Here is a 20457-nt window from a genome sequence, read left to right as displayed (position 1 = left end):
TATTATGAATTTTGAGAATTCAATTAAAAAACATATAGTAAAACTTGTAGGATTTTTAAAATCTGAAGATGAACTTCAAGAGATTTTAAAAAGAAAATTTACAAAAAAAGAGTATAAAACTTTTATAGCTTTTGAAGAAGGAAAAACTCTTGACGAGATAAAAGTTCTTTTAAAAGAAGATGAAGAAAAAATAGAGAAAACTTACCAAACTGCAATTAAGAAATTAAATCAAGAGATATTTAAAAGAGAATTAGTAGAACTATAAAGTTCTACTTTTATTCATCTATAACTGTTATTTTCTGTTTTTTCTCTTGTTTTGTTTTTTCTCTATTCTCTTTAAAGTTTAGATAAAACTCTATTTCACTAGGAGTTAAAATTTTTATAGTATTTGTACTTCCAGGGATTCCAACAGGATAACCAACTGTACAAATGTATAGTCCATTTTTATTTAATAACTCTCTTTTTTCTAAACTTCTTAACATTTTTTGAATCATTTTAGATGCTTGAGCTTCTTTTACTGTTGTTATTGGTTGAACTCCCCAAAGAGCTGTTAAACTTGTAAGAGTCTCTTTTTCATGTGCAAAAGTAAATAGAGGAGTTTTTGGTCTATATCTTGACATTTTTCTAGCAGAATTTCCACTACTTGTAAGTGATAAAATACCATCTGCATTTAAGTCATCAGCTAGTTTTGTAACTGTTGCTTGAATTACATCAAACTCATCTAAATATGTAAAATTATATCTTTTATCATGATTATAGATTTTTTCTGTTTGGCTTATGATATTGTTCATTGTTTCAACAACATTTGTAGGGTTTTCACCAACTGCACTCTCCTCTGAAAGCATTACAATATCTGTTCCATCTAAAACAGCATTTGCAACATCTGAAATTTCAGCTCTTGTTGCTCTTTCATTTTGTGTCATAGATAAAAGCATTTGAGTTGCAGTAATTACTGGGATTCCTTTTGCATTTGATTTTTTAATTAGCATTTTTTGAATAGTTGGAACATCATAATATGGAACTTCTATTCCTAAATCTCCCCTTGCAACCATTATTCCATCACTTGTTTCTATTATTTCATCAATATTTGAAACAGCATCAAATTTCTCTATTTTTGCTATTAATTTACCTTTGTAATCTCCTAAAAGGCTTCTTGCTTTTCTCATATCTTTAGCACTTTGAACAAATGATATAGCAAAATAATCAACTCTATTTTTTACTCCCCAAGCAATATCAGCTTCATCTTTTTTTGTAATAACTTCAATATCTATAACTGTATTTGGAAAATTCACCCCTTTTCTACTTGATAGTATTCCATTATTTTCGATTTGGGCTTTTACTTTTGGAGTTGTTTCTATTACTCTTGCTCTTATAATTCCATCATATAAATAGATATACTCATCAACTTTTATTTTTTCTAAAATATCTGGATAATTTATTGATACTACATACTCTTTAGGAGCTTTTTTGTATCCAATAATCTCCTCTTTTTCAAAAGTTATAGTATCTCCACTTTCAAGTAAAAAAGGCTCTTTTAACTCACCAACTCTTATTTTTGGTCCAGATATATCTTGTAAAATTCCTACAATTGTTTTCTTATTTTCCATAGCTTGTCGAATATTGTTTAAAGTCTCTTGATGATACTCGTGGCTTCCATGTGAAAAGTTTAATCTAAACATATTTGCACCAGCATCAATTAATCTTTCTATCATTTCTAAACTATTACTAGCTGGTCCTAGTGTTGCTAAAATTTTTGTTTTTTTATTCATAAAATATCTCCTATTTTTTAAAATGGGTAATTATAACCTATAATAGTTTCTATTTAGTTACAATAAAATATTTATAAAATGGTAAATTATATAAATTTCTAATCAAATCTTTTAAAATTATCATCTTCACTTCCATCTTTTTTTCTATTTTTAAATTTCCACATAGTAATAAAATATTTCACACTAGCAAAGCTTAAAAATAAAGATATTGAAAAAAGAATAACATATATTAATATCATAGCTATTTCCATAATTCTTCCTTTTATTTTGGATAATCTATTTTATATAAATTTTTGTTCATTATTATTTAAGATTTTATTATCTATTATTCATCTTTTATTTTTATTGCATGTAGATTGGTAGCTAAATTCTAAATATAACAAATATTATATTGGAAAAATATTTGTAACTTATACTTTAAAAATCACTAATATGAAATTCTAGAACTTAGAAAAAAGTTTAAGAAGAGATTACGTTATTATATAAAATTTAATCAAGCTTGGAGGAGTAGATTTAACTTTTTTAAACCAAAATCCTATTTTAGAACAAAGTCGAAAACCAAAATATATTTGTACAGATAATGAAAAATGTTTTAACTCTAACCTTTTTAAAGAATAACTTTATTTGGACATGATAACGATTATTCCACTATTGTTATGTTAAAATCATAAAAATAACAAAAAGGTTTATTATGAAAATTTTAAATTTTAAAACTATTATATCTAGTCTTGCTGTTGTAGCACTTCTTTCAGGTTGTGCATCTACAATGAATACAGGAAATGAAACATTTGATAATAATCAAAATGCAATTATTGGAACAACTGTTGGAGCAATTGCAGGAGTTGTTTTAGGAAATAATATTGGTGGTGGAAGTAAAAGTAGAAATAAAGTAATTGGTACTGTTGCAGGTGCAGCAATTGGAGGGGCTATTGGATATAGTTTAGATAAACAAGCAAAAGAAGTAGCACAAAGTTTAAATACAAATGTAAATAATAATCCAAATGCACAAATGGATCCAAATCAAGATTTAATTGTTTCAAATACAGATAAGTATGTAAAAATAATGTTTAGAGACGATATGATGTTTGAAGTAAATTCAGCAACTCCAACATATAGTGCAAGTCAAAAAATCTCAAAAATAAATGGTGTATTAAAAAATTATCCAAATACTTTGGTTCAAGTTGTAGGGCATACAGATAATTCAGGAAAACATGCATATAATCAAACTTTATCAGAAAAAAGAGCTAGTAATGTGGGAAATATAATCTACTCAAATGGTGCGACTAATCAGATATTTTCAAGAGGATGCTCTTTTGATAAACCAATAGTTGCAAATAGTTCAAAAGAGAATATGGCACTAAATAGAAGAGTGGAAGTATATTTATATCCAAATCAAGAGTCTGTTATTGATGTTTGTAAATAAGTGGGCTTATTTGCTAAAATTTCAAAATGATAAGATTTAGCGAATATTTTAACTCTTGGCTATATGAAAAAGATGGCTATTATACAAATTATAAAAATATAGGTAAAGAAGGAGATTTCTTTACCTCTGTTAGTGTATCTTCATTTTTTGGTGGAGCAATAGCAAAAAAAATAGTTTTAGCTATTGAAAATGGTTTTTTAAATAAAAACTCTACAATTTTAGAAATAGGTGCTGAAAAAGGTTATTTACTAGCAGATATTATTCAATTTATATATACTTTAAAACCAGAATTACTTCAAACTTTAAATTTTGCAATTTTAGAAAAATATGAAAGCTTAAGAGATATTCAAAAAAAATATCTTTTTGACTCTTTTGGAAATGCTATAAAATTTAGACACTTTAGTACTTTAGAGGATATAAAATTAGATAGTGCTTTTGTTATTTCAAATGAACTTTTTGATTCATTTGCTTGTGATTTGGTATTTACAAAAGATAATATTCTAAATCAAGCCTTTGTTCAAAATCATCAAATAGAGTTTTTACCTTGTAAAAATGAGAATATTTTAAAACATTGTAAAAAATATGGTATAAAAAAAGGTGAAATATCTTTAAGTTATTTAGAGTTTGTAACAAAACTTTGTAAAAATATAAAAAGCTTTGAGTTTGTAGCTTTTGATTATGGAGAAAAAAGCATAAGAGATGATTTTAGTATTCGAATTTATAAAGAGCATAGAGTTTATCCTTTTTTTGAAGAGAATTTGGACTTAAAAGAGTTATATAAAAAATCAGATATTACTTATGATGTACATTTTGATTATTTAATTGATTGTTTTAAAGAGAATAAAATAGAAGATATAGAACTAAAAACTCAATTAAAAGCACTTATTGATTTTGGGATTTTAGATTTATTAGAGATTTTAAAATTAAAAGTAGATGAAAGAATTTACCAAAAAGAGCTACAAAAAGTAAAAATTTTGTTACAACCAAGTCAATTAGCTGAAAGATTTAAGTGCTTAAGCATAAGAAAATAGCTCAAAAAGTATAATCCTCAAATAATCAAAGTTGAAAAATTAAAGGATATTTGTGAAAATTATTGTAAATGGTAAAAATTTAGAGTTTAAAGATAATTTAACACTTTTAGAGATTATAAAAGAGTTAAAAATTGAAGATAAAGTAATGGCTGCTGCTGTGAATATGGATATTATAAAAAAAGATATTTGGAGTAGTTATAAACCAAAAGAGAATGATATTTTAGAACTTTTAAATTTTGTTGGTGGTGGATAAATATGAGTAGAGAAAAAGGAAATTTTGCTGAAAAAAGAGCAATTTCCTTTTTAGAAGATTGTAATTTTACTATTATTGAGACAAATTTTTATGCAAAAAAACTTGGAGAAATAGATATAATCGCAAAAAAAGATGGGATTTATCACTTTTGTGAAGTTAAATCTGGTTTAGATTATGAAGTTGCAATTTCAAATTTAACAGCTCAAAAGCTATCAAAAATAAAAAGAAGCGTTGATTATTATCTACAAATTAAAAAAATAGATACGGCTTTTTGTATAGATGCTATTATTATAAGTGATGATAATATTGAATTAATAGAAAATATTACTATATAAAAAAAACTAAGGGTGAAGGTCGCAAAAACACCCTTAGTGACATTTTGTATACTTAATTTTGTAGTACAAAAGAATTATAATTTATATTAATAGCAAAAAACTAGCATTATATTAAAATTTTATATTTATTTTATTTAACCTACTTAATATCACTTTTTTGCTATCATTTTTAATAATTTATGGAGAAATATTTGTACGAAAAAGAGTTAGAGAGTATAAGAAAAGCAAATCGTTTTAGAAATAGAGAGGTTTTTTCTAAAGATTTGTTTGATCTTGCTTCAAATGATTATTTAGGCCTGGCACAAAATAGAAGTCTTTTAAAAAAAGCCTATAAAAGAGTTTTAAAAAATCACTACTTCTCTCCAAAAGCTTCTATGTTAGTAAATGGTTATTCAAAAATTCACCAAAAGTTTGAAAAGTTACTTTGTAAAGTAAATGGCTTTGAAAATGGAATAATTGTTGGGAGTGGATTTTTAGCAAATATCTCTTTGATTGAAGCAATGGTTCGAAAAGGAGATACTCTTTTTATAGATGAAGAGTATCATGCAAGTGGGATTTTAGCTTCAAAATTGCTAGAATCTAAACAAGTTATAACTTTTAATCATAATGATGAAAAAGATTTGGAAGAGAAGTTAAAAAGTTGTTTTTCTAAAGGAAGAAAAATCATAGCAATAGAGGGTGTTTATTCTATGAGTGGGAATTTAGCAAAAAAAGAAATTTTTGATTTAGCTAAAAAATACGATGCTATTTTAATTGTTGATGAAGCACATAGTTCAGGTGTTATTGGAGAAAATCTTTTAGGAGTTTTTGATTATTATAATATCAAAATAGAAAAAAATCATATAAAAATGGGGACTTTAGGAAAAGCTTATGGCTCTTATGGGGCTTATATATTAGCAAATAAAAATATTATAGAGTTCTTACAAAATAGGGCTAAACCAATTATTTACTCAACTGCTCCATCACTTTTTGATACAGCTTTAGGATATGAGAGCTTAAAATATATTATAAATAACAAAAAAGTATTAAGGCAAAAAATTAAAGAAAATTTAAATATAATCCAAAGCTATTTAGGAATAAACTCAAGATCACTTATTATTCCAATAATAGTAGATGATAATAAAAAAGTCTTAAAGATACAAAAAATCTTAAAAGAAAATGGCTTCTTAGTTGGTGCTATACGGCAACCAACAGTTAAAAAAGCGATTATTCGGCTTATTGCTAAAGTTGATATTAAGGCAAATGAGTTAAAAAAAGCTTGTAATTTAATAAAGGATTTAAATGCAAATAAATGATTTAATAAAAGGTAACAAAAAATTTAGAGAAGCTAGATTTTCAAAGTATGAGACAGATTTAAAACAACTATCACAAGAGGGACAAAATCCAGATATCCTCTTTATTGGTTGTAGTGATAGTAGAGTTACTCCTGAACTTGTACTTGATACAAAACCAGGAGATATGTTTACACTTAGAAATGTTGGGAATTTTGTACCTCCATATAATCCAGATAACGATTATCATGGAAGTAGTGCGGTTATAGAGTATGCTGTAAATGTTTTAAATGTAAAACATATTATTGTCTGTGGTCATTCTCATTGTGGAGCTTGTAAGAGTCTTTATAAAGATTTAGGGGATTCTCCAGAACTTATAAATATCAAAAAATGGTTAGAACTTGGTAAAAAGGCAAAAGAGTATACACTTTTAGCAACATTAAACAAAGAAGATAAAGAGCAAATTTATAGAACTACTGAAAAGGTGTCAATTGTATATCAAATGGAGAATCTTTTAACTTTTCCTTATATTGTACAAAGAATTAAAGAAGGTGCATTGGAAATTCATGGCTGGTACTATAAAATAGAAGATGGAAGTATAGAGTTTTATGATGGAAGCGATTGTACTTTTAAGCCATTAGAAGAGTTTAGAAATGACATATGAAAAAAGAGAACTTCCTAGAAAAACTATAATAATTATTTTTATAATTTGTATAGTTGCTCTATGTGGCTTCTTATTTTTACAGTTTTTAAAAGAGCAAAAAATTGTTGAAATTTTATCAACTTTAGGGTATAAAAATGTATCAAAAGTAAAAGTTGTAAATAAATTAAATGTTGAAGATATGCAAACAAAGATGAAAAGTAGTGTCTTTAAAGTAGCTTTTTATGATGAAGATTTAAAACAGACTTGTATGGGATTTTTACACCATGAAAGAGATAATAGTTACACAAAAGATTTAGATTGTAAATAAGAGGATATGATGACTTTAATTGAAAAATTGGAAAACAATATAAGATTAGATTATGAAGATGGAGTTAAACTTTTTGATTTAGATGTTATAACTTTAGGATATTATGCAAATAAAATAAGAGAAAAAAAACATCAAAAAAAGACATATTTCAATATAAATAGACATATAAATCCTACAAATATATGTAAGGATGTTTGCCAATTCTGTGCATATAGTGCAAGTAGAAAAAATCCAAATCAATATACTTTAAGCCATGATGAGATTTTACAAACAGTTAAAAACTCTTCAAAAAATGGAATAAAAGAGGTACATATAGTTTCAGCACATAATCCTACTACAGGAATAGAATGGTATATGGATATTTTTAAAAAAATAAAAAAAGAGTTTCCAAATATTCATATAAAAGCATTAACAGCTGCTGAAATTCACTTTTTAAGTACACAATATAATTTAAGTTATGAAGATATTATAAATACTATGATTGAAAGTGGTGTTGATTCAATGCCAGGTGGTGGAGCTGAAATTTTTGATGAAAAGGTACGAAAAAGAATTTGCGGGGGAAAAGTAACTTCTTCTCAATGGCTGGAAATTCATAAACTTTGGCATGAAAAAGGAAGAAAAAGTAATGCTACTATGCTTTTTGGGCATATTGAAACAAGAGAACATAGAGTGGATCATATTTTAAGGCTTAGAAATTTGCAAGATATTACAGGTGGATTTAATGCTTTTATTCCTTTAGTTTTTCAAACAGAGAATAACTATTTAAAAGTAAAAGAGCCTGTAACGGCAAATGAGATTTTAAAAACATATGCAGTTGCTAGAATTTTACTTGATAATATTCCAAATATTAAAGCTTATTGGGCAACTTCTACTGTAAAATTGGCTTTAATCGCTCAAGAATTTGGAGCAAACGATGTAGATGGAACTATTGAAAAAGAGTCTATTCAAAGTGCTGCAGGGGCAAAAAGTAAAAATGGAATTATGCAAAATGAGTTTGTAGAACTAATAAGAAATTCTGGATTTATTCCTGTAGAAAGAGACAGTATTTATAATGAACTAAAAGTTTGGTAAATTTTACCAAACTAGTTTTTTAGAAATCTTTTCATTTTTCTAAGATTTTGTAACTCATCTTTTGTATACTCTTTATGAGCTTTTAAAAAATCTAGATTTTTATAAAAAAGTTCTTCTAATCTTTTTAAATCTTCTAATTCTAAATCAAAATCTTCAATTTTTGAAGTTATTAAATAGTCTTGGCACCAAATAACTAAAGCATCTGCTTTTTCAAAAGAGTCAAGTGAATCAATATAGTTTAATTCACTTAAAGCTTTTATAGACCTGTTTCTTCTTTCCATGCGTCTATTAATCCTTGAGTAACTTTCATAACTTGATTAACTGCATTGATATTATCATCAATCCCAGCAGCAAATAGAGTCTCTATTTGGTATAGATACAAACCATCTAAATAGTATGCAACTTCTCCTCCATCAAAATCAAGAACATTTCTTAATTCATCAAAAATAGCAATAGATTTATTTATATATGTGAATTTTTGCTCAACATTATTATCATCAATAGCATTTTTTACAAAAGATAGATATTTAATAACACCTTCATATAGTTTTAAAACTAAAATATAAGGGTCATCAGAAATTGCTATTTGCTGATTGTATGCTTCAATACTCATAAATTCTCCTAAGAATAATTTGTGGAGTTAGTATATAATAATTTCCTTAAATAGGAAGTGAAATTAATCATTTCCTATTAACTACTTGCAGTTGATTGCTGAATTAACATTTTTAAACCAGAAAAAGATAGTTCCATCTGATTTATTATAGCTCCATAAGAGGCAAATTGTAAAGACATCTGCTCATATTTTGCATCAAGAGCTTTTTCTGCTGTTTCTTTATCTTTTTTTAATTTCTCTTCTCTTGAAAGCATATTTACATCATAATCAAGAAGATTCTTTTTTACTCCAGAAATAGATATAGCTTCATCTAAAAGTGTTGCAATCCCTGGTTTTTCAGGAACCCCAGTAAATAAATTTTGTAAACCTTGTTTATCTTCTTTTAAAGCTTTTTCAAACTCTTGAGAATTAAATTTTAAATCCCCATTAGTTTCATTGAAAGAGAAACCATAACTAAAAATTGATTTATCACTATTCCCTGTACTAAAAAGGTTATTTTTTAGTTTTGACATAATATCTTTTAAAGCACTTTTATCTGTAACACTTGAATCTGTGCTATAAAGCTCACTATCAATAAGTGCATTTAATTCATTATATGCTTTTGCAAAATTTTGCATTTGAGTTACTAATTGTGAATTATCTTCTTCTATATTAATAGTAGAAGTTCCAACTTTTGTTGCAGAAATTTTTAAACCATCTATTGTCATACTATTTGATGAACTTTGATAATCTACACCATCAAGTTTCATTTTCATATCTTGAGCTTTTAAAACATTATCAAAACCTAAAGAGCTATCACCTGATATAGTTATTTTATTTGCTTCACCAGTACTATCACTTTTAATTGATAATCTAAATCCAGTAGTTCCAATATTAGCTAAAGATGCAGTAACACCTGGTACTTCTTTATTTATCTCTTTTACTAATTCCTCATAAGTAAAATTTGCAGTATCAAATTCTTTACCATTTATAGTTAAAATACCTTGATTTATTTTTTGATTTTTTAAAGAGTTATCTATTGGGTCTCCACTTGTTTGCCAAACATCTTTTTGTGCTAATTGAGTAATTTCAACTGTTGTAAACCCTGTTTTTAAAGCATTTACATCCTCTGCATCAAATAGAACAGCATCACCTGAAGTTGTTGCTGATTTACTATTAAAAGCATTTGTTCCTGTTGTTTGGTTTAAACTGAAAACTTTTACAGCAGCTAAAAGTTCATCAACTTTTGTTGAGATATTACTCATAACTTCTCTTTCAGAAGTAAAATTTTCTAGTTTTGTTTCTAATGGTTCTACTGTTGATTTTCTTTCTGCTGTTTTTAATTTATCAATTAAGTCACTGTTTAGTGTAGATGCTTGTCCTGAACCTAATCCTAATATTCCAGTTGCCATTTTGTTCTCCTTATATTAAATTATCTTCTCATTCCAAGAATTGTTTGAATCATTTCGTTTATTGCTGTTATTACTTGAGCATTAGCATTAAAAGCAGCTTGAAATTTCATAAGATTTAACATCTCATCATTTGAATCAACTTTTACTAAATTATTATAAGAACTTTCAAGTGATGTATATATAGCTTCTTGAGTCTCTTTTAAAAAGTCATTACTCTCTTTATCAGCTGAAACAGCAATTTTTAAATCTTTATAGTAATCAGTTAAAGATGCCTCATTTGAACTTGGTGTTCCTTGACCTTTCCCATCAAAATTTAAATCTCTTTTCCATTGAATAGTTGCTAAATAATCAAGTTGTTCTTGCTTTAAATCATTTACTACTTTATCATTAAATTCTAAACTTTTTACACTAGCTCCTGTAAATAAACCAATAGTAGTTATATTTCCTAAATTTTCATCACTAGCAGCTTCTCCATAGATATATTTATCTTGATCTACTTTTATATATTTATCAGTAATATCGGCAAAAGTCATAGCAAAATTATCTAATTTATCTAAATATTGTTTATATTTATTGTTTGGTGAACTACTGCTTAAATTTTCAATTTGAGCTTTTAAAATACCATTATTTATATTAATTTCTCGTTCGTATATTGCAATACCTGTATCTGATTTAGCTTCTTTACTTTCAGTCTCATTTTTATAAATAGATTCTCTTTTTTCTACAATAGTTGGATCTGTATTATCAATTTTCTCAATACTAAATCTAGCTTCAAAACTATTCTCAACTCCAGTTAAATTTGATTCAAGTCTAAGATAATTATCCTGAGAATTATTTGTTATTTTATTTCCATTTGCATCAATTGTATAATCACCATTATATGCTGTAACTACACCTTTTAAATTTGCATCAGAATTTATTAGATATGCCATAACTCTTGTTAAATTATTTTCATCTACTGTAACATTTTGAATACCAGCTCCATCACCTAAATCTGCTTGAACAGTACTTCCTATTGTTACAGAAACTGAATATTGATTATTTAATTTAAAAGTTACAATATCATTAGCATCAATATTCTTTGATGAATAATCAGCATTATATTTTAATGAATCATAGGTAGTAAATGTATTGTCACCATTAGGTTTTACATAATTATATTTATCAATTTGATTTGTTTTTATATCAAGAGCATTTATCTTTTGAACATTTGTATTATTGCTAATAACAGTTTGATCACCAATTTTTAACTCATAAAAATCACTATCTCTTGTTACTTTAATATCTACATATTGTGATAGTTCAAGCTCAAGAAGGTCTCTTTTATCTAATAAATCATTTGTTGCTGTATCAACTTTTTGTATTTTTTCATTTACTTTTGCAATATCACTCAAAATATTATTAATTTTGTCAATATTTGTATTAAACTCTGTTTTTTCATATTTTTGTTGGTCTTCAATTGTAGTATATAGATTTTTTAAAGAATCAACAACAATTTGACCATTTCTTTTTAATTCACTTTTATAAATTTCAGATGATGGATTTGTTCTTAAATTTTCTAATGATTGATAGTATCTATTTAAATCAGCAGAAAAACCAGCATCTTTTGTTTCGACAAAAACTGCTTCAACACTACCAATAAGATTTGACATTTTTGTAAAATAGGTATTTTTTGAATTTTCACTAATCAATTTATCATACATATATTGAGATGTAACTCTATATACACCATCAAGATATACACCACGACCAGTCATAATCCCATTTACTTGACCTATTTCACTAAGTCCAACAACTCTTTTTTTATAACCAGAAGTGTTCGCATTTGCTTGGTTATTCCCAACAGTATCAATAGCATATCTTGCAGCATTAAGACCAGTATGTGAAACACTTAATGTACCTAGCATCTCTACTCCTTTTTATATCTTATAAAAGTATATAACTACATTTCTTAATATTAGTTTAAAATGGCCATATGCTTCTAAGTAATCTTGTTCCCCAAGGTGTATCTAAAATATCAGCCTCAGCACCATCTTTTTCATATAAAATCTTTAAATCAGCCATTTGTGAAGAGTTTATAGAATTATCAGATGTTATATCATAAGGTCTTATTATTCCACTTATAATAATCGTTTGTTTTTGTTCATCTAATAAAACCTCTTTTTTCCCTTTGATAAAGTAGTTTCCATTTTGATAAGTCTCTTCTATAATTGCAGAAATTGTAGTTTGAAATTTTTCTGAAACTTGAGTTTTTACTTTTCCTTTATCAGAAGTCGAACTTTTTGTATTAAAATTCATTCCAAGATTTCTATTGACTGAATTAGTTGCACTACCTACAACTCCTCCAATTTCTCCACCATCTATAGCAGCAAACACTCCACCACCTAAATTATTATTTCTATCACTTGTTAATTCTCTTTTACTATCTGTTTTTGATGTTAAATCTTCATTTATTACAATTTGAATAATATCTCCCATTTGTAAATCTTTTTTATCTGCAAATAAAGAAGTTCCTTGAACGGAATATAAAGAACCTTTATTCTTTCTAGGTTCTGGTTGTTTTTTTGGAGTTTGAATTTCAGGTTTCTCAAATTCTAAAGTAGGTTTAGATAGAGAACTACAAGATACAAAAATAAATGTTAAAAGAGTTAAAAATATACTATTTTTCATATAATCTACTTTTTAAAATAAAATTAATATCAACAGCAATTACAGTTTCATTTAAAGTCTTTTTTATCATTGCCATTGCACCATATCTTACAAATAGGGCTTCAAGATTTGAGTTTGGTTCACAAACAATTACTATTTTGTTATCAATGATTTTTATAGTTCGAATATGTTCTTGTCCCACAAGTTCAACAGCTTTTTCTACTTCAGATAAAATAGCTTTTTCAATATCAAGTTTATCTTGGTCTTTTTTATTCGCTTCTATTTTAATAACTTCTTGCTCTTCGTTAGCTAATTTTATCTCTTCTTGATTTATTTTGTAGTTACTGTATATAAAAAATAGTAGTATTGCCATAAAAATAGAAAAAATAACTATTTTTATGGCTTTTAAGTTTTTATTTCTTTTAACAGCTACTATCATTATTTAATTACAAATGTTGTAAATAAAATTGTTTTAACACTGTCTTTTGCAAATTTCTTTTCAGCAGGAACTTTGTTTAAAACACCATTTATATCATTTACAAGTTCATCTTTTAGAAGATTTTTTCCTCCAAGAGTTAATAACTCTTCAGAACTTCTAGCACCAATTTGAGATATTACAACATCTATGATCTCAGCTTTATACTCTTCTACAATAGCAGCAATTGTTGGTTCGCTACTTTTTATAGAAAAAGATAGTTTCATCAGTTTCTCTTTACCTCTTGAATCTGTAAGATTTAAAACAAGATCATTTATATCTGCTTTAAAATTTCCAGAATCATTTGTAGGTGCTGCTACTTGTTCTGTTTGAGCTGGATTTTGATTATTATTTAGGTTTGAAGTTTGAGTATATAAGAAGTAAAACCCTCCTGCAACTGCAATAATTAATATAAAAATTAATGCAATTAGAACTATCATTAATCCTTTGCCACTACCTTGGTTTTTTACTTCTGCATTATCATCTGCCATGTCTATCCTTTTTACTTATTTTTATAATCTTCTAGTAAGTGAGTAATAATAGAAGAGTGAGAAATATCCATAAATTTCAATATTTGTGTTACATTATTCTCTTTTAATCTTAAGATTATAGCAAAAACATCATCAATTTTACCCTCACTAATCATATTATCAAAAATCTCTGCAGCATTTTTTGCTTTCATTGCATTATAAATTTTTGCTATTTTAGTATCAATTTCGAGTTTTATCTCTTTTAAAATTTGTTCATTTCTATCATGAAGAGCTTTTATCTCTTTTTTCTCTTTTTCAATTTGAGTTAAAATATCTTCTAACTCTTTTTTATTTTCTTGATACTCTTTCTCTTTTTCTTCGTAAAAGGTATTTAACTCTTTTTTTAGTTCCATAACTTCAAGTTTTTGTCTAGTTAATGAACTGCTCGTCTCTTGAGCATTTAGAAAAATAACAAAAAAAACATTAAAAATAATTATTATTCTAGCCACAACTTTTCCTTATCTTCTTATATATTTACTTTGAATAAACTCTTCAGTTGTCTCTTGTTCTATTTTTAAAGCTAAAGCTCTTGCCTCAATTTTTTGCTCTTCAAGTATATATTTAAATTGTTCGGCTTGTTTTTGAAGCTGAATTATCTCTTCTACTATCTTTTTAAGCTCTTCTTCTAATTTTATTTTCTCTTTTTCTAACTTTTTTATATGCAATTTCATTGTATCTTTATGCATAGTTAATATTACAAAATCTGCAATTGCTCCATTTTTTTGAACAGTTGCACTTGTAATACTATTTTTTGTAAGTAAAATTTCTGTATTAATTTGATCTATTTTTGAATCGATTTGTGATTTTAAAATTAACATCTGATCTGTTTGATTTTTTTTAAGATTATATAATTTATTTATCAAAATTATTCACCAAAAGTTAAAATATTATTCCATAATTCTGTTGTGTAAGTACCTATATGTTCACCTACCCAAGGAAGAGTAATTAAAATAAAGATAGATACAAATATCATTTTTGGAACGAAACTTAAAGAGGCATCATTTACTTGAGTTACTGCTGAAAATATAGATATTACAAGTCCTATAATCATACTTACAATAAGAGAAGGTAAACCTAAAATTAAAATTAGTTTTACAGTACTTTGTGCAATTCCTATTAAATCCATATTAATCTTTTATTTTTATTGTAATTTCTAAAGTTTTATTATTCAGAATTTTAGAGAAAAGTTTTGCTAAATCATCAATATTTGAACTATTAATATTTATAATCTCATTACTATTTGTGTTATTTATAACTTCAACACTACTTTTAGTTTGATTAGTAAAAGAGTTTTGTTCTTTTGTTTGTTCTAAATTTAAGGCTTCTAACAAGTCTTTTTCATCTATTAAATCAAGTTCAGAAAAATCATTATTTGCCATTTGTACTCCTTTTATAGGTTCTTCTTTAATTATTATTTTATCTTCTTTTATAGGCTTAGTTTCTAGCTGTTTTGTCTCTTCAATCTTACTTAAAAGAAGATTTAATTCTAGCTCTTTTTCTATATCAACTTTTTCATTATTATTCTCTTTTTTTAATGATTCTTCTTCCTCTGTTTTTAAAAGAGTATCTATAAAATCTAGATTTTCAGAAGATTTTTCTATATCATTTTCAAAACTATCTTCTAAATCTTCATTAGGACCACTCATTAAACTTTTGAGAAGTTCTTCATCATCTAATGAGATATTTGAATCATTTATAATAGTGCTATCATCATAATCAAATGATATATTATTTAATCCAAAATTGTCATTAAAATCAACAACATTTGTATCATAAACACTACCTATTTTATCATCATCAACAAAGAGATTTTCAAGTTCAGCAATACTACTATCTAAATCTTCATTTAAAGTATCTTCTGAATTCTTTATTAGAAGTTCTGATAGTTCATCATCAAGAGGTTCCTCTTCTTTTTGACTTATCTCTTCAACTGTATTTAGAAAAAAGTTATCATCATCTAAGATTATTTCTTGTTTTATTATAGGAGTTTCAAACTCTTGAGCTTCTTTTTCTTGTATCTCATTTATTGCTTTTTCTTGCTCATATTTTTTTAAGATATATTTAGGAATTTCTTCCAGAGAATCAACAGATAAATCAGCAATTCCACTATTTAATAAAAACTCCTCTTCTATTGCATCTTTTGGAGTGAGAAATTTAACTTTTTTTGCAAATGAATTTTTTTTGATTATTTTTGAATCATCTATTAAGAAAATCTCTTTTGGATTTTGAGCTATTATCTCTTTTAATGCACTAAGGCTTTCAACCTCTTTTATTAGGTTATTTACACCTAATTTGAGTTTAATATTTGAATCTATTAAGGTTTTATGAATCTCTTTCTTAAAACTAGGTGTTCCATATATATAAATATTCAATATTCTTGCCCTACAAATATAGTTTAATAGCATAGATTATACCTTTTTTTATTAAATTTTTGATAAAATGAAAATTATTCTATTTTGGAGATAAATATTGAGATATTTTTTTATAGTTATATTTTTTATTTCAAGCCTTTTTTCTCAAACTATCAAAGATATTTCAAATGTTATAGGGATACGAGATAATCAGCTAATAGGTTATGGACTTATAGTTGGTCTTGCAGGAACAGGTGATAAATCTAAGTTTACAATGCAAAGTTTACAAAATCTTTTAAGAAACTCATATATAAAAATTCCAGCAGGTTCAATAAATTCAAAAAATATTGCAGCTGTAATGGTAACTGCTGATTTACCAGCCTTTTCAAGACAAGGTGATAAGATAAAAGTAAAAGTTTCAACTATTGGAGATGCAAAATCTATTGATAATGGAGAACTTTTAATAACTCAATTAAAAGGTGTAGATGGAAATGTATATGCTCTTGCACAAGGAACAATAGTAGCAAATGAAGCAAATAAAACAACAGGTTTTATTTATGATGGAGCAACTGTTGAAAATGAGATAGAGTATGATTTCCAAAACGAAAAATCGATTCAATTAAGTTTGTTAAAAAGTTCTGCTACAAATGCGGATTTAATAGAGACAAAAATAAATGAAAAATTTGGAAAAAAACTTGCAACTGCTGTAGATACAAGAACCATTGAAGTTGAAAAACCAGCAAATATAAATATTGTAAAATTTATTGCAATGGTTCAAAATATTGAACTTGATTCAACATTTAAGAAAAAACTTATTATTGATATAAATAGAGAATCAGTTATTACAGGTGGAGATGTTGTAATAGATCCAGTTACAATAGCAAGAGGAAGTTTTACAATAAGAATTAGTAAAACTCCTCTTAAACCTGAAGAGTGGGATGATATGAGAAAAAATCCTGGAATGAATATAGGAGACGATGTTAAAATAGCTGATAAGGCAATTGTAAATATTGATAATGCGATGATAAATACAAAAAGCAATCCTACGGTCTCTGATTTAGTACGATCTATGAAGGTTATGAAACTTCCAATGAGTGAGATTATTGATACTTTGAAGCTTTTAAAAGAGATGGGTGCAATTGATGTTGAAATAGAAGTAAGAGGGTAAAATGGCTGAATTCTTAAGTCAAGATGAGATAGATGCTCTTTTAGATATAGCAGAGCAGGGTGAAGATTTTGATGGCTCAAGCCCTTTAGATAAGGTTGTATCAAAAGAGAAAAATTACTCTATTTATGATTTTAAAAAACCAAATAGAATTACTCCTGAACAATTAAAAGCATTTTCTACTATGCATGATAAAATGCTAAGAGATTTTATAAATGAGCTATCTTCTATGCTTAGAAAACTTGTTGATGTAAAGCTTACTTCAATAGAGCAGATGACTTATGGAGAGTTTTTATTATCTATTCCACAAGTTACATCACTAAATACATTATCATTTAAACCACTTGATGGAAGATTGGTTGTAGAGTGTAATCCAGGAATTTCACATAAAATAATTGCTGATTTACTTGGAAGTGGAGCTGTAAATACTTCTGATAATATAGATAGGGAATTAACAGAGATAGAAGTTGAGATTTTAGAGCATTTTTATAAAATGTTTATTAGGATTATGCATAAAACATGGGGAGAAGTTACAAGTTTAAATTTTAAAATTGAGTCGAAAGATACAAATGCAAATGCTATTCAAATAGTTTCAGATCATGAAGTTGTTTTACTTGTAGTTTTGGAGATAACTATAGATGAAGATTCTGGATTTTTTTCTATTTGTTATCCTGTTTCATATTTTGAATCTTTGCTAGATAAAGTTGTTGAAAAAGTATTTACAGAGAATAGTAGTAGGAAATCTAGTAGAAAAAGAGATATAAAAACTTTAATTGCTGGAGCAAAAATGGAAGTTGAAGCTATTATGGCTGAAACAGAGCTTAGCGCAAGAGAGATTTTAAATCTAAAAGAGAATGATGTAATAGTTTTTTCAAAAAATGCAACATCATCATCATCTACAATATATATAAATAAGAAAGAGAAATTTTCTGCTATTTGTGGACTTTCGAATAATAGAAAAGCTATTCAAATAAGAGCGAATTTAGATAAAGAGAAACAAGAAACTCTTGATAATTTACGAGCTATGAGAGAAGAAAGAGAAGCAAAAGCAAAAGAACAAGCTGAAAATATTAGAAGACTTTTAGCTAAAAAAGTTTAATTAAATCTCTGGAAGTGGACTTTAGTCCCATCAATAAAAAGAAAGTAAAGGCTAAAGTCCTTGTTCAGAAAATAAATTATAAATCTTTATAATCAATAATATTTGTAATATTTGATTATAGAAGCTGTTTATCTGATGTTACTAAAATTGTATTATTCTCTAAAGCACTAGCAATTATTAAGCTATCAGGTAGTTTAAAGTTGAACTCTTTTCTAATATTTATAGTTTTTTCTTTTATATTTTGTGAGATATTTATTATTTCAAATTTTTAAAATAGCTTTTTTAAATTTTGTTCATCATTTTTTAGTAATTTACTATATGATAATAACTCTATTTCTGTGATAATAGATATTAAATATCTTGTTGCCATTCTAAAGGATTTTTTATCTCTTTAAAAGAGTTTATATCAAATTCTGAAAAATTAAAATTATCATTTATATTATGTTTAGTCTTATCTTCTATAATTTCAATTTTTTTCTTATCTAAACTTTTTAATAAAAATATTATATGGTTATAAATATCATCATGAACTTTTAGCTTAATTGTATGCATAATTATCCTTTATAAAGTTTATTTTTTGATTATAACATAAATTATGGAAAAAAAGGGGATATCAAAAACTGAATACTTTGCTTAAATAATAGTAAAAAAAAAGGTTGAGCGAAAGCCCAACCTTTTGAAAGAAAGTTTTTATATTCTAAAAAAATTAGAATGTATAAGCAACTTGAACTCTTCCTCTATCTTGGCTAATAGTTTTATCACCAGTTGAATATTCTTTTTCTTCAACATTACCATATCTTAAATATGTAGTGAAGTTTTTAGACATTTTATATGTTAATTGTCCATAAACTTCTTGTTGTTTTATATTATCATAGTTTTCTTTAGATTTTAAATTACCATAGTTAACTGTAAAGTTTAAGTTATCTAAAATATCTGCACCTAAAGCTGCTTGCCAATATTTAGCTTTATCAACATTATTAGAAGATAATGCCCATCCTAAAGATGTATTTTTCGCATCTTGATCAACTGCAGTTAAACCACCATGTTTTCCTGTTTGAGTATATGCAAGTCTAGCATTAACGATAGAGAATTTACCATCTGCCGCAAGTCTAAACATATCATTTTTTCTATCATCAGAACTTGCTCCAGGAACAAATTTGCTATCTAATTTTAAATTTACATATCTAGCTTCTAAACCGATTTTTGCATCTTGTGCTAAATCAATATTTCCAGTAGCTGCTAAAGTGTAAGAGTTAAATGTATCTTCTAAACCTAAGTACCAAGCTTCTAATTTAACGAAATCTAAATTACCTTGAACAGTAGCCACATAAAGATTTTCATTTCCAGTTAATCCTAAAGTAGAACCCTTATCTCCATTAAAAGCATTTATATCATTAGTTTTATCTAAATTAGTTTGGTTAAATGCCCCAGCACCTAAAGTTACTACATCAACAGTTGTAAGAGCTAAAACCCCAGTACCATTTTGTTCATTTCCATTGATATCAACTGCAACTGTATATGGAGTAGCTAAACCTTGTTTACCAACATTTACAACAGTATTTGGAATAGCTGTTAAACCAAAGTATGCGTTTGATAATGTAGTTTCAACATTTGAATCTGAATCAGTTTTAGCATCTAATCCAGCAAAACCTGAATCAGCTCCCGCTACTAAAAATCTTGAGTTAAATTTAACATAATCATTTACTTTTGAAGATAGGTTTAATCCAACTTTATAGTTATTTTTCCCAGAATCTGTATTTCCAGTTTGACTATATTTGTTATCATTGTGGAAATTGTCATATCTGTAAACTACTGATCCAGATACTTCTACGTTTTTGATTGCTTCTTCTAATGGTTGAGCATTAGCTGTACTAAATCCAGCAACTGCAACAGCTGCTACTAAACTAAGTTTTGAGATTTTTCTCATGGGTTTTCTCCTAAAATTTCGAAATTTTAATCGATTAACCAAAATGTATAATTATTTGGTCCACCGTTGCAGGCATTTTATATGAGAAGAAATTAAAGTTTTCTTAAAATCAATTATTTTCGGTTAATTTTCG

27 protein-coding genes are annotated in these 20457 nt (G+C 26.5%); 11 read left to right on the top strand and 16 right to left on the bottom strand.

Going from position 1 to position 20457, the window contains the following annotated elements:
• Positions 1-4 precede the first annotated feature (4 nt).
• A complete protein-coding gene (locus tag AFAEC_RS09980) occupies positions 5-265 on the top strand; it encodes a hypothetical protein (RefSeq protein ID WP_026805075.1) in 261 nt (86 codons plus the stop codon).
• Positions 266-275: 10 nt separating this feature from the next.
• On the opposite strand, the gene pyk is transcribed toward AFAEC_RS09980, so the two are convergent.
• Together pyk and AFAEC_RS09970 are read right to left on the bottom strand one after the other, a co-directional pair.
• Positions 276-1769 carry a pyruvate kinase gene (gene pyk, locus AFAEC_RS09975; RefSeq protein WP_026805076.1) on the bottom strand — a complete coding sequence of 498 codons (1494 nt, stop codon included), beginning with the start codon at positions 1767-1769 and terminating at the stop codon, positions 276-278.
• Between the two features lie 98 nt (positions 1770-1867).
• Complete coding sequence (locus AFAEC_RS09970; protein WP_164467001.1) at positions 1868-2020, bottom strand: hypothetical protein; 153 nt, start codon at positions 2018-2020, stop codon at positions 1868-1870.
• 440 nt (positions 2021-2460) lie between these two features.
• On the opposite strand from AFAEC_RS09970, the gene AFAEC_RS09965 reads away from it, so the two are divergent.
• From AFAEC_RS09965 to mqnE, 8 genes are all read left to right on the top strand, one after another.
• Complete coding sequence (locus tag AFAEC_RS09965) at positions 2461-3192, top strand: OmpA family protein (protein ID WP_026805077.1); 732 nt, start codon at positions 2461-2463, stop codon at positions 3190-3192.
• A gap of 26 nt (positions 3193-3218) precedes the next feature.
• Positions 3219-4223 carry an SAM-dependent methyltransferase gene (locus tag AFAEC_RS09960; RefSeq protein ID WP_051487441.1) on the top strand — a complete coding sequence of 335 codons (1005 nt, stop codon included), beginning with the start codon at positions 3219-3221 and terminating at the stop codon, positions 4221-4223.
• Between the two features lie 52 nt (positions 4224-4275).
• The gene (thiS, locus tag AFAEC_RS09955) at positions 4276-4476 is read left to right on the top strand and encodes a sulfur carrier protein ThiS (protein WP_026805079.1); all 201 of its coding nucleotides are present in this window, start codon (positions 4276-4278) and stop codon (positions 4474-4476) included.
• Positions 4477-4478: 2 nt separating this feature from the next.
• A complete protein-coding gene (locus AFAEC_RS09950; RefSeq protein WP_026805080.1) occupies positions 4479-4811 on the top strand; it encodes a YraN family protein in 333 nt (110 codons plus the stop codon).
• Positions 4812-5002: 191 nt separating this feature from the next.
• Positions 5003-6106, top strand: coding sequence for an aminotransferase class I/II-fold pyridoxal phosphate-dependent enzyme (locus tag AFAEC_RS09945; RefSeq protein WP_034216040.1), 1104 nt, complete (start codon positions 5003-5005; stop codon positions 6104-6106).
• Positions 6093-6746, top strand: a complete 654-nt coding sequence (locus tag AFAEC_RS09940; protein ID WP_026805082.1) for a carbonic anhydrase — start codon at positions 6093-6095, stop codon at positions 6744-6746. Before AFAEC_RS09945 ends, AFAEC_RS09940 begins: the two co-directional genes overlap by 14 nt.
• Positions 6736-7053, top strand: a complete 318-nt coding sequence (locus tag AFAEC_RS09935; protein ID WP_026805083.1) for a hypothetical protein — start codon at positions 6736-6738, stop codon at positions 7051-7053. Before AFAEC_RS09940 ends, AFAEC_RS09935 begins: the two co-directional genes overlap by 11 nt.
• A gap of 9 nt (positions 7054-7062) precedes the next feature.
• Positions 7063-8124, top strand: coding sequence for an aminofutalosine synthase MqnE (gene mqnE, locus AFAEC_RS09930; RefSeq protein WP_026805084.1), 1062 nt, complete (start codon positions 7063-7065; stop codon positions 8122-8124).
• Positions 8125-8135: 11 nt separating this feature from the next.
• Here the strand turns inward: mqnE and AFAEC_RS09925 are convergent, their stop codons facing one another.
• The 11 genes from AFAEC_RS09925 to AFAEC_RS09875 all read right to left on the bottom strand — a co-directional run bounded on the left by AFAEC_RS09925 (position 8136) and on the right by AFAEC_RS09875 (position 16187).
• Positions 8136-8405, bottom strand: coding sequence for a hypothetical protein (locus AFAEC_RS09925; RefSeq protein WP_026805085.1), 270 nt, complete (start codon positions 8403-8405; stop codon positions 8136-8138).
• Entirely contained in the window at positions 8381-8737 is a 357-nt protein-coding gene (gene fliS, locus AFAEC_RS09920) for a flagellar export chaperone FliS (protein ID WP_026805086.1), read from the bottom strand. The genes AFAEC_RS09925 and fliS overlap by 25 nt, the downstream gene beginning before the upstream one ends.
• Positions 8738-8814: 77 nt before the next feature.
• A complete protein-coding gene (gene fliD / locus AFAEC_RS09915; RefSeq protein ID WP_026805087.1) occupies positions 8815-10128 on the bottom strand; it encodes a flagellar filament capping protein FliD in 1314 nt (437 codons plus the stop codon).
• Positions 10129-10148: 20 nt separating this feature from the next.
• A complete protein-coding gene (locus AFAEC_RS09910) occupies positions 10149-12035 on the bottom strand; it encodes a flagellar hook-associated protein FlgK (RefSeq protein ID WP_026805088.1) in 1887 nt (628 codons plus the stop codon).
• 55 nt (positions 12036-12090) lie between these two features.
• A complete protein-coding gene (locus AFAEC_RS09905; protein ID WP_026805089.1) occupies positions 12091-12798 on the bottom strand; it encodes a flagellar basal body L-ring protein FlgH in 708 nt (235 codons plus the stop codon).
• Positions 12788-13216, bottom strand: a complete 429-nt coding sequence (locus tag AFAEC_RS09900) for a hypothetical protein (protein WP_026805090.1) — start codon at positions 13214-13216, stop codon at positions 12788-12790. The genes AFAEC_RS09905 and AFAEC_RS09900 overlap by 11 nt, the downstream gene beginning before the upstream one ends.
• Positions 13216-13743, bottom strand: coding sequence for a flagellar basal body-associated FliL family protein (locus AFAEC_RS09895; protein ID WP_026805091.1), 528 nt, complete (start codon positions 13741-13743; stop codon positions 13216-13218). The genes AFAEC_RS09900 and AFAEC_RS09895 overlap by 1 nt, the downstream gene beginning before the upstream one ends.
• A gap of 11 nt (positions 13744-13754) precedes the next feature.
• Complete coding sequence (locus tag AFAEC_RS09890; RefSeq protein ID WP_034216042.1) at positions 13755-14231, bottom strand: MotE family protein; 477 nt, start codon at positions 14229-14231, stop codon at positions 13755-13757.
• Positions 14232-14240: 9 nt separating this feature from the next.
• Positions 14241-14645, bottom strand: a complete 405-nt coding sequence (locus AFAEC_RS09885; protein WP_026805093.1) for a hypothetical protein — start codon at positions 14643-14645, stop codon at positions 14241-14243.
• 2 nt (positions 14646-14647) lie between these two features.
• Complete coding sequence (locus tag AFAEC_RS09880) at positions 14648-14908, bottom strand: flagellar biosynthetic protein FliQ (RefSeq protein WP_026805094.1); 261 nt, start codon at positions 14906-14908, stop codon at positions 14648-14650.
• A 1-nt stretch (position 14909) separates the two neighbouring features.
• A complete protein-coding gene (locus AFAEC_RS09875; RefSeq protein WP_026805095.1) occupies positions 14910-16187 on the bottom strand; it encodes a hypothetical protein in 1278 nt (425 codons plus the stop codon).
• A gap of 64 nt (positions 16188-16251) precedes the next feature.
• Here AFAEC_RS09875 and AFAEC_RS09870 point away from each other — a divergent pair, with 64 nt between their 5' ends.
• Positions 16252-17301, top strand: a complete 1050-nt coding sequence (locus AFAEC_RS09870) for a flagellar basal body P-ring protein FlgI (protein WP_026805096.1) — start codon at positions 16252-16254, stop codon at positions 17299-17301.
• 1 nt (position 17302) lies between these two features.
• Positions 17303-18397 carry a flagellar motor switch protein FliM gene (gene fliM, locus AFAEC_RS09865; protein ID WP_026805097.1) on the top strand — a complete coding sequence of 365 codons (1095 nt, stop codon included), beginning with the start codon at positions 17303-17305 and terminating at the stop codon, positions 18395-18397.
• 115 nt (positions 18398-18512) lie between these two features.
• Here the strand turns inward: fliM and AFAEC_RS12460 are convergent, their stop codons facing one another.
• The 3 genes from AFAEC_RS12460 to AFAEC_RS09850 form a co-directional block, all read right to left on the bottom strand.
• Positions 18513-18653, bottom strand: coding sequence for a PIN domain-containing protein (locus tag AFAEC_RS12460; RefSeq protein ID WP_407649296.1), 141 nt, complete (start codon positions 18651-18653; stop codon positions 18513-18515).
• Between the two features lie 95 nt (positions 18654-18748).
• Positions 18749-18949, bottom strand: a complete 201-nt coding sequence (locus AFAEC_RS09855) for a hypothetical protein (protein WP_026805098.1) — start codon at positions 18947-18949, stop codon at positions 18749-18751.
• A 154-nt stretch (positions 18950-19103) separates the two neighbouring features.
• Positions 19104-20324, bottom strand: a complete 1221-nt coding sequence (locus tag AFAEC_RS09850) for a major outer membrane protein (RefSeq protein WP_026805099.1) — start codon at positions 20322-20324, stop codon at positions 19104-19106.
• Positions 20325-20457: the final 133 nt, after the last annotated feature.

This window comes from Aliarcobacter faecis (genome assembly GCF_013201705.1).
Taxonomy (GTDB): Bacteria; Campylobacterota; Campylobacteria; order Campylobacterales; family Arcobacteraceae; genus Aliarcobacter; species Aliarcobacter faecis.
This window is presented reverse-complemented; position numbering and strand designations above follow the sequence as displayed.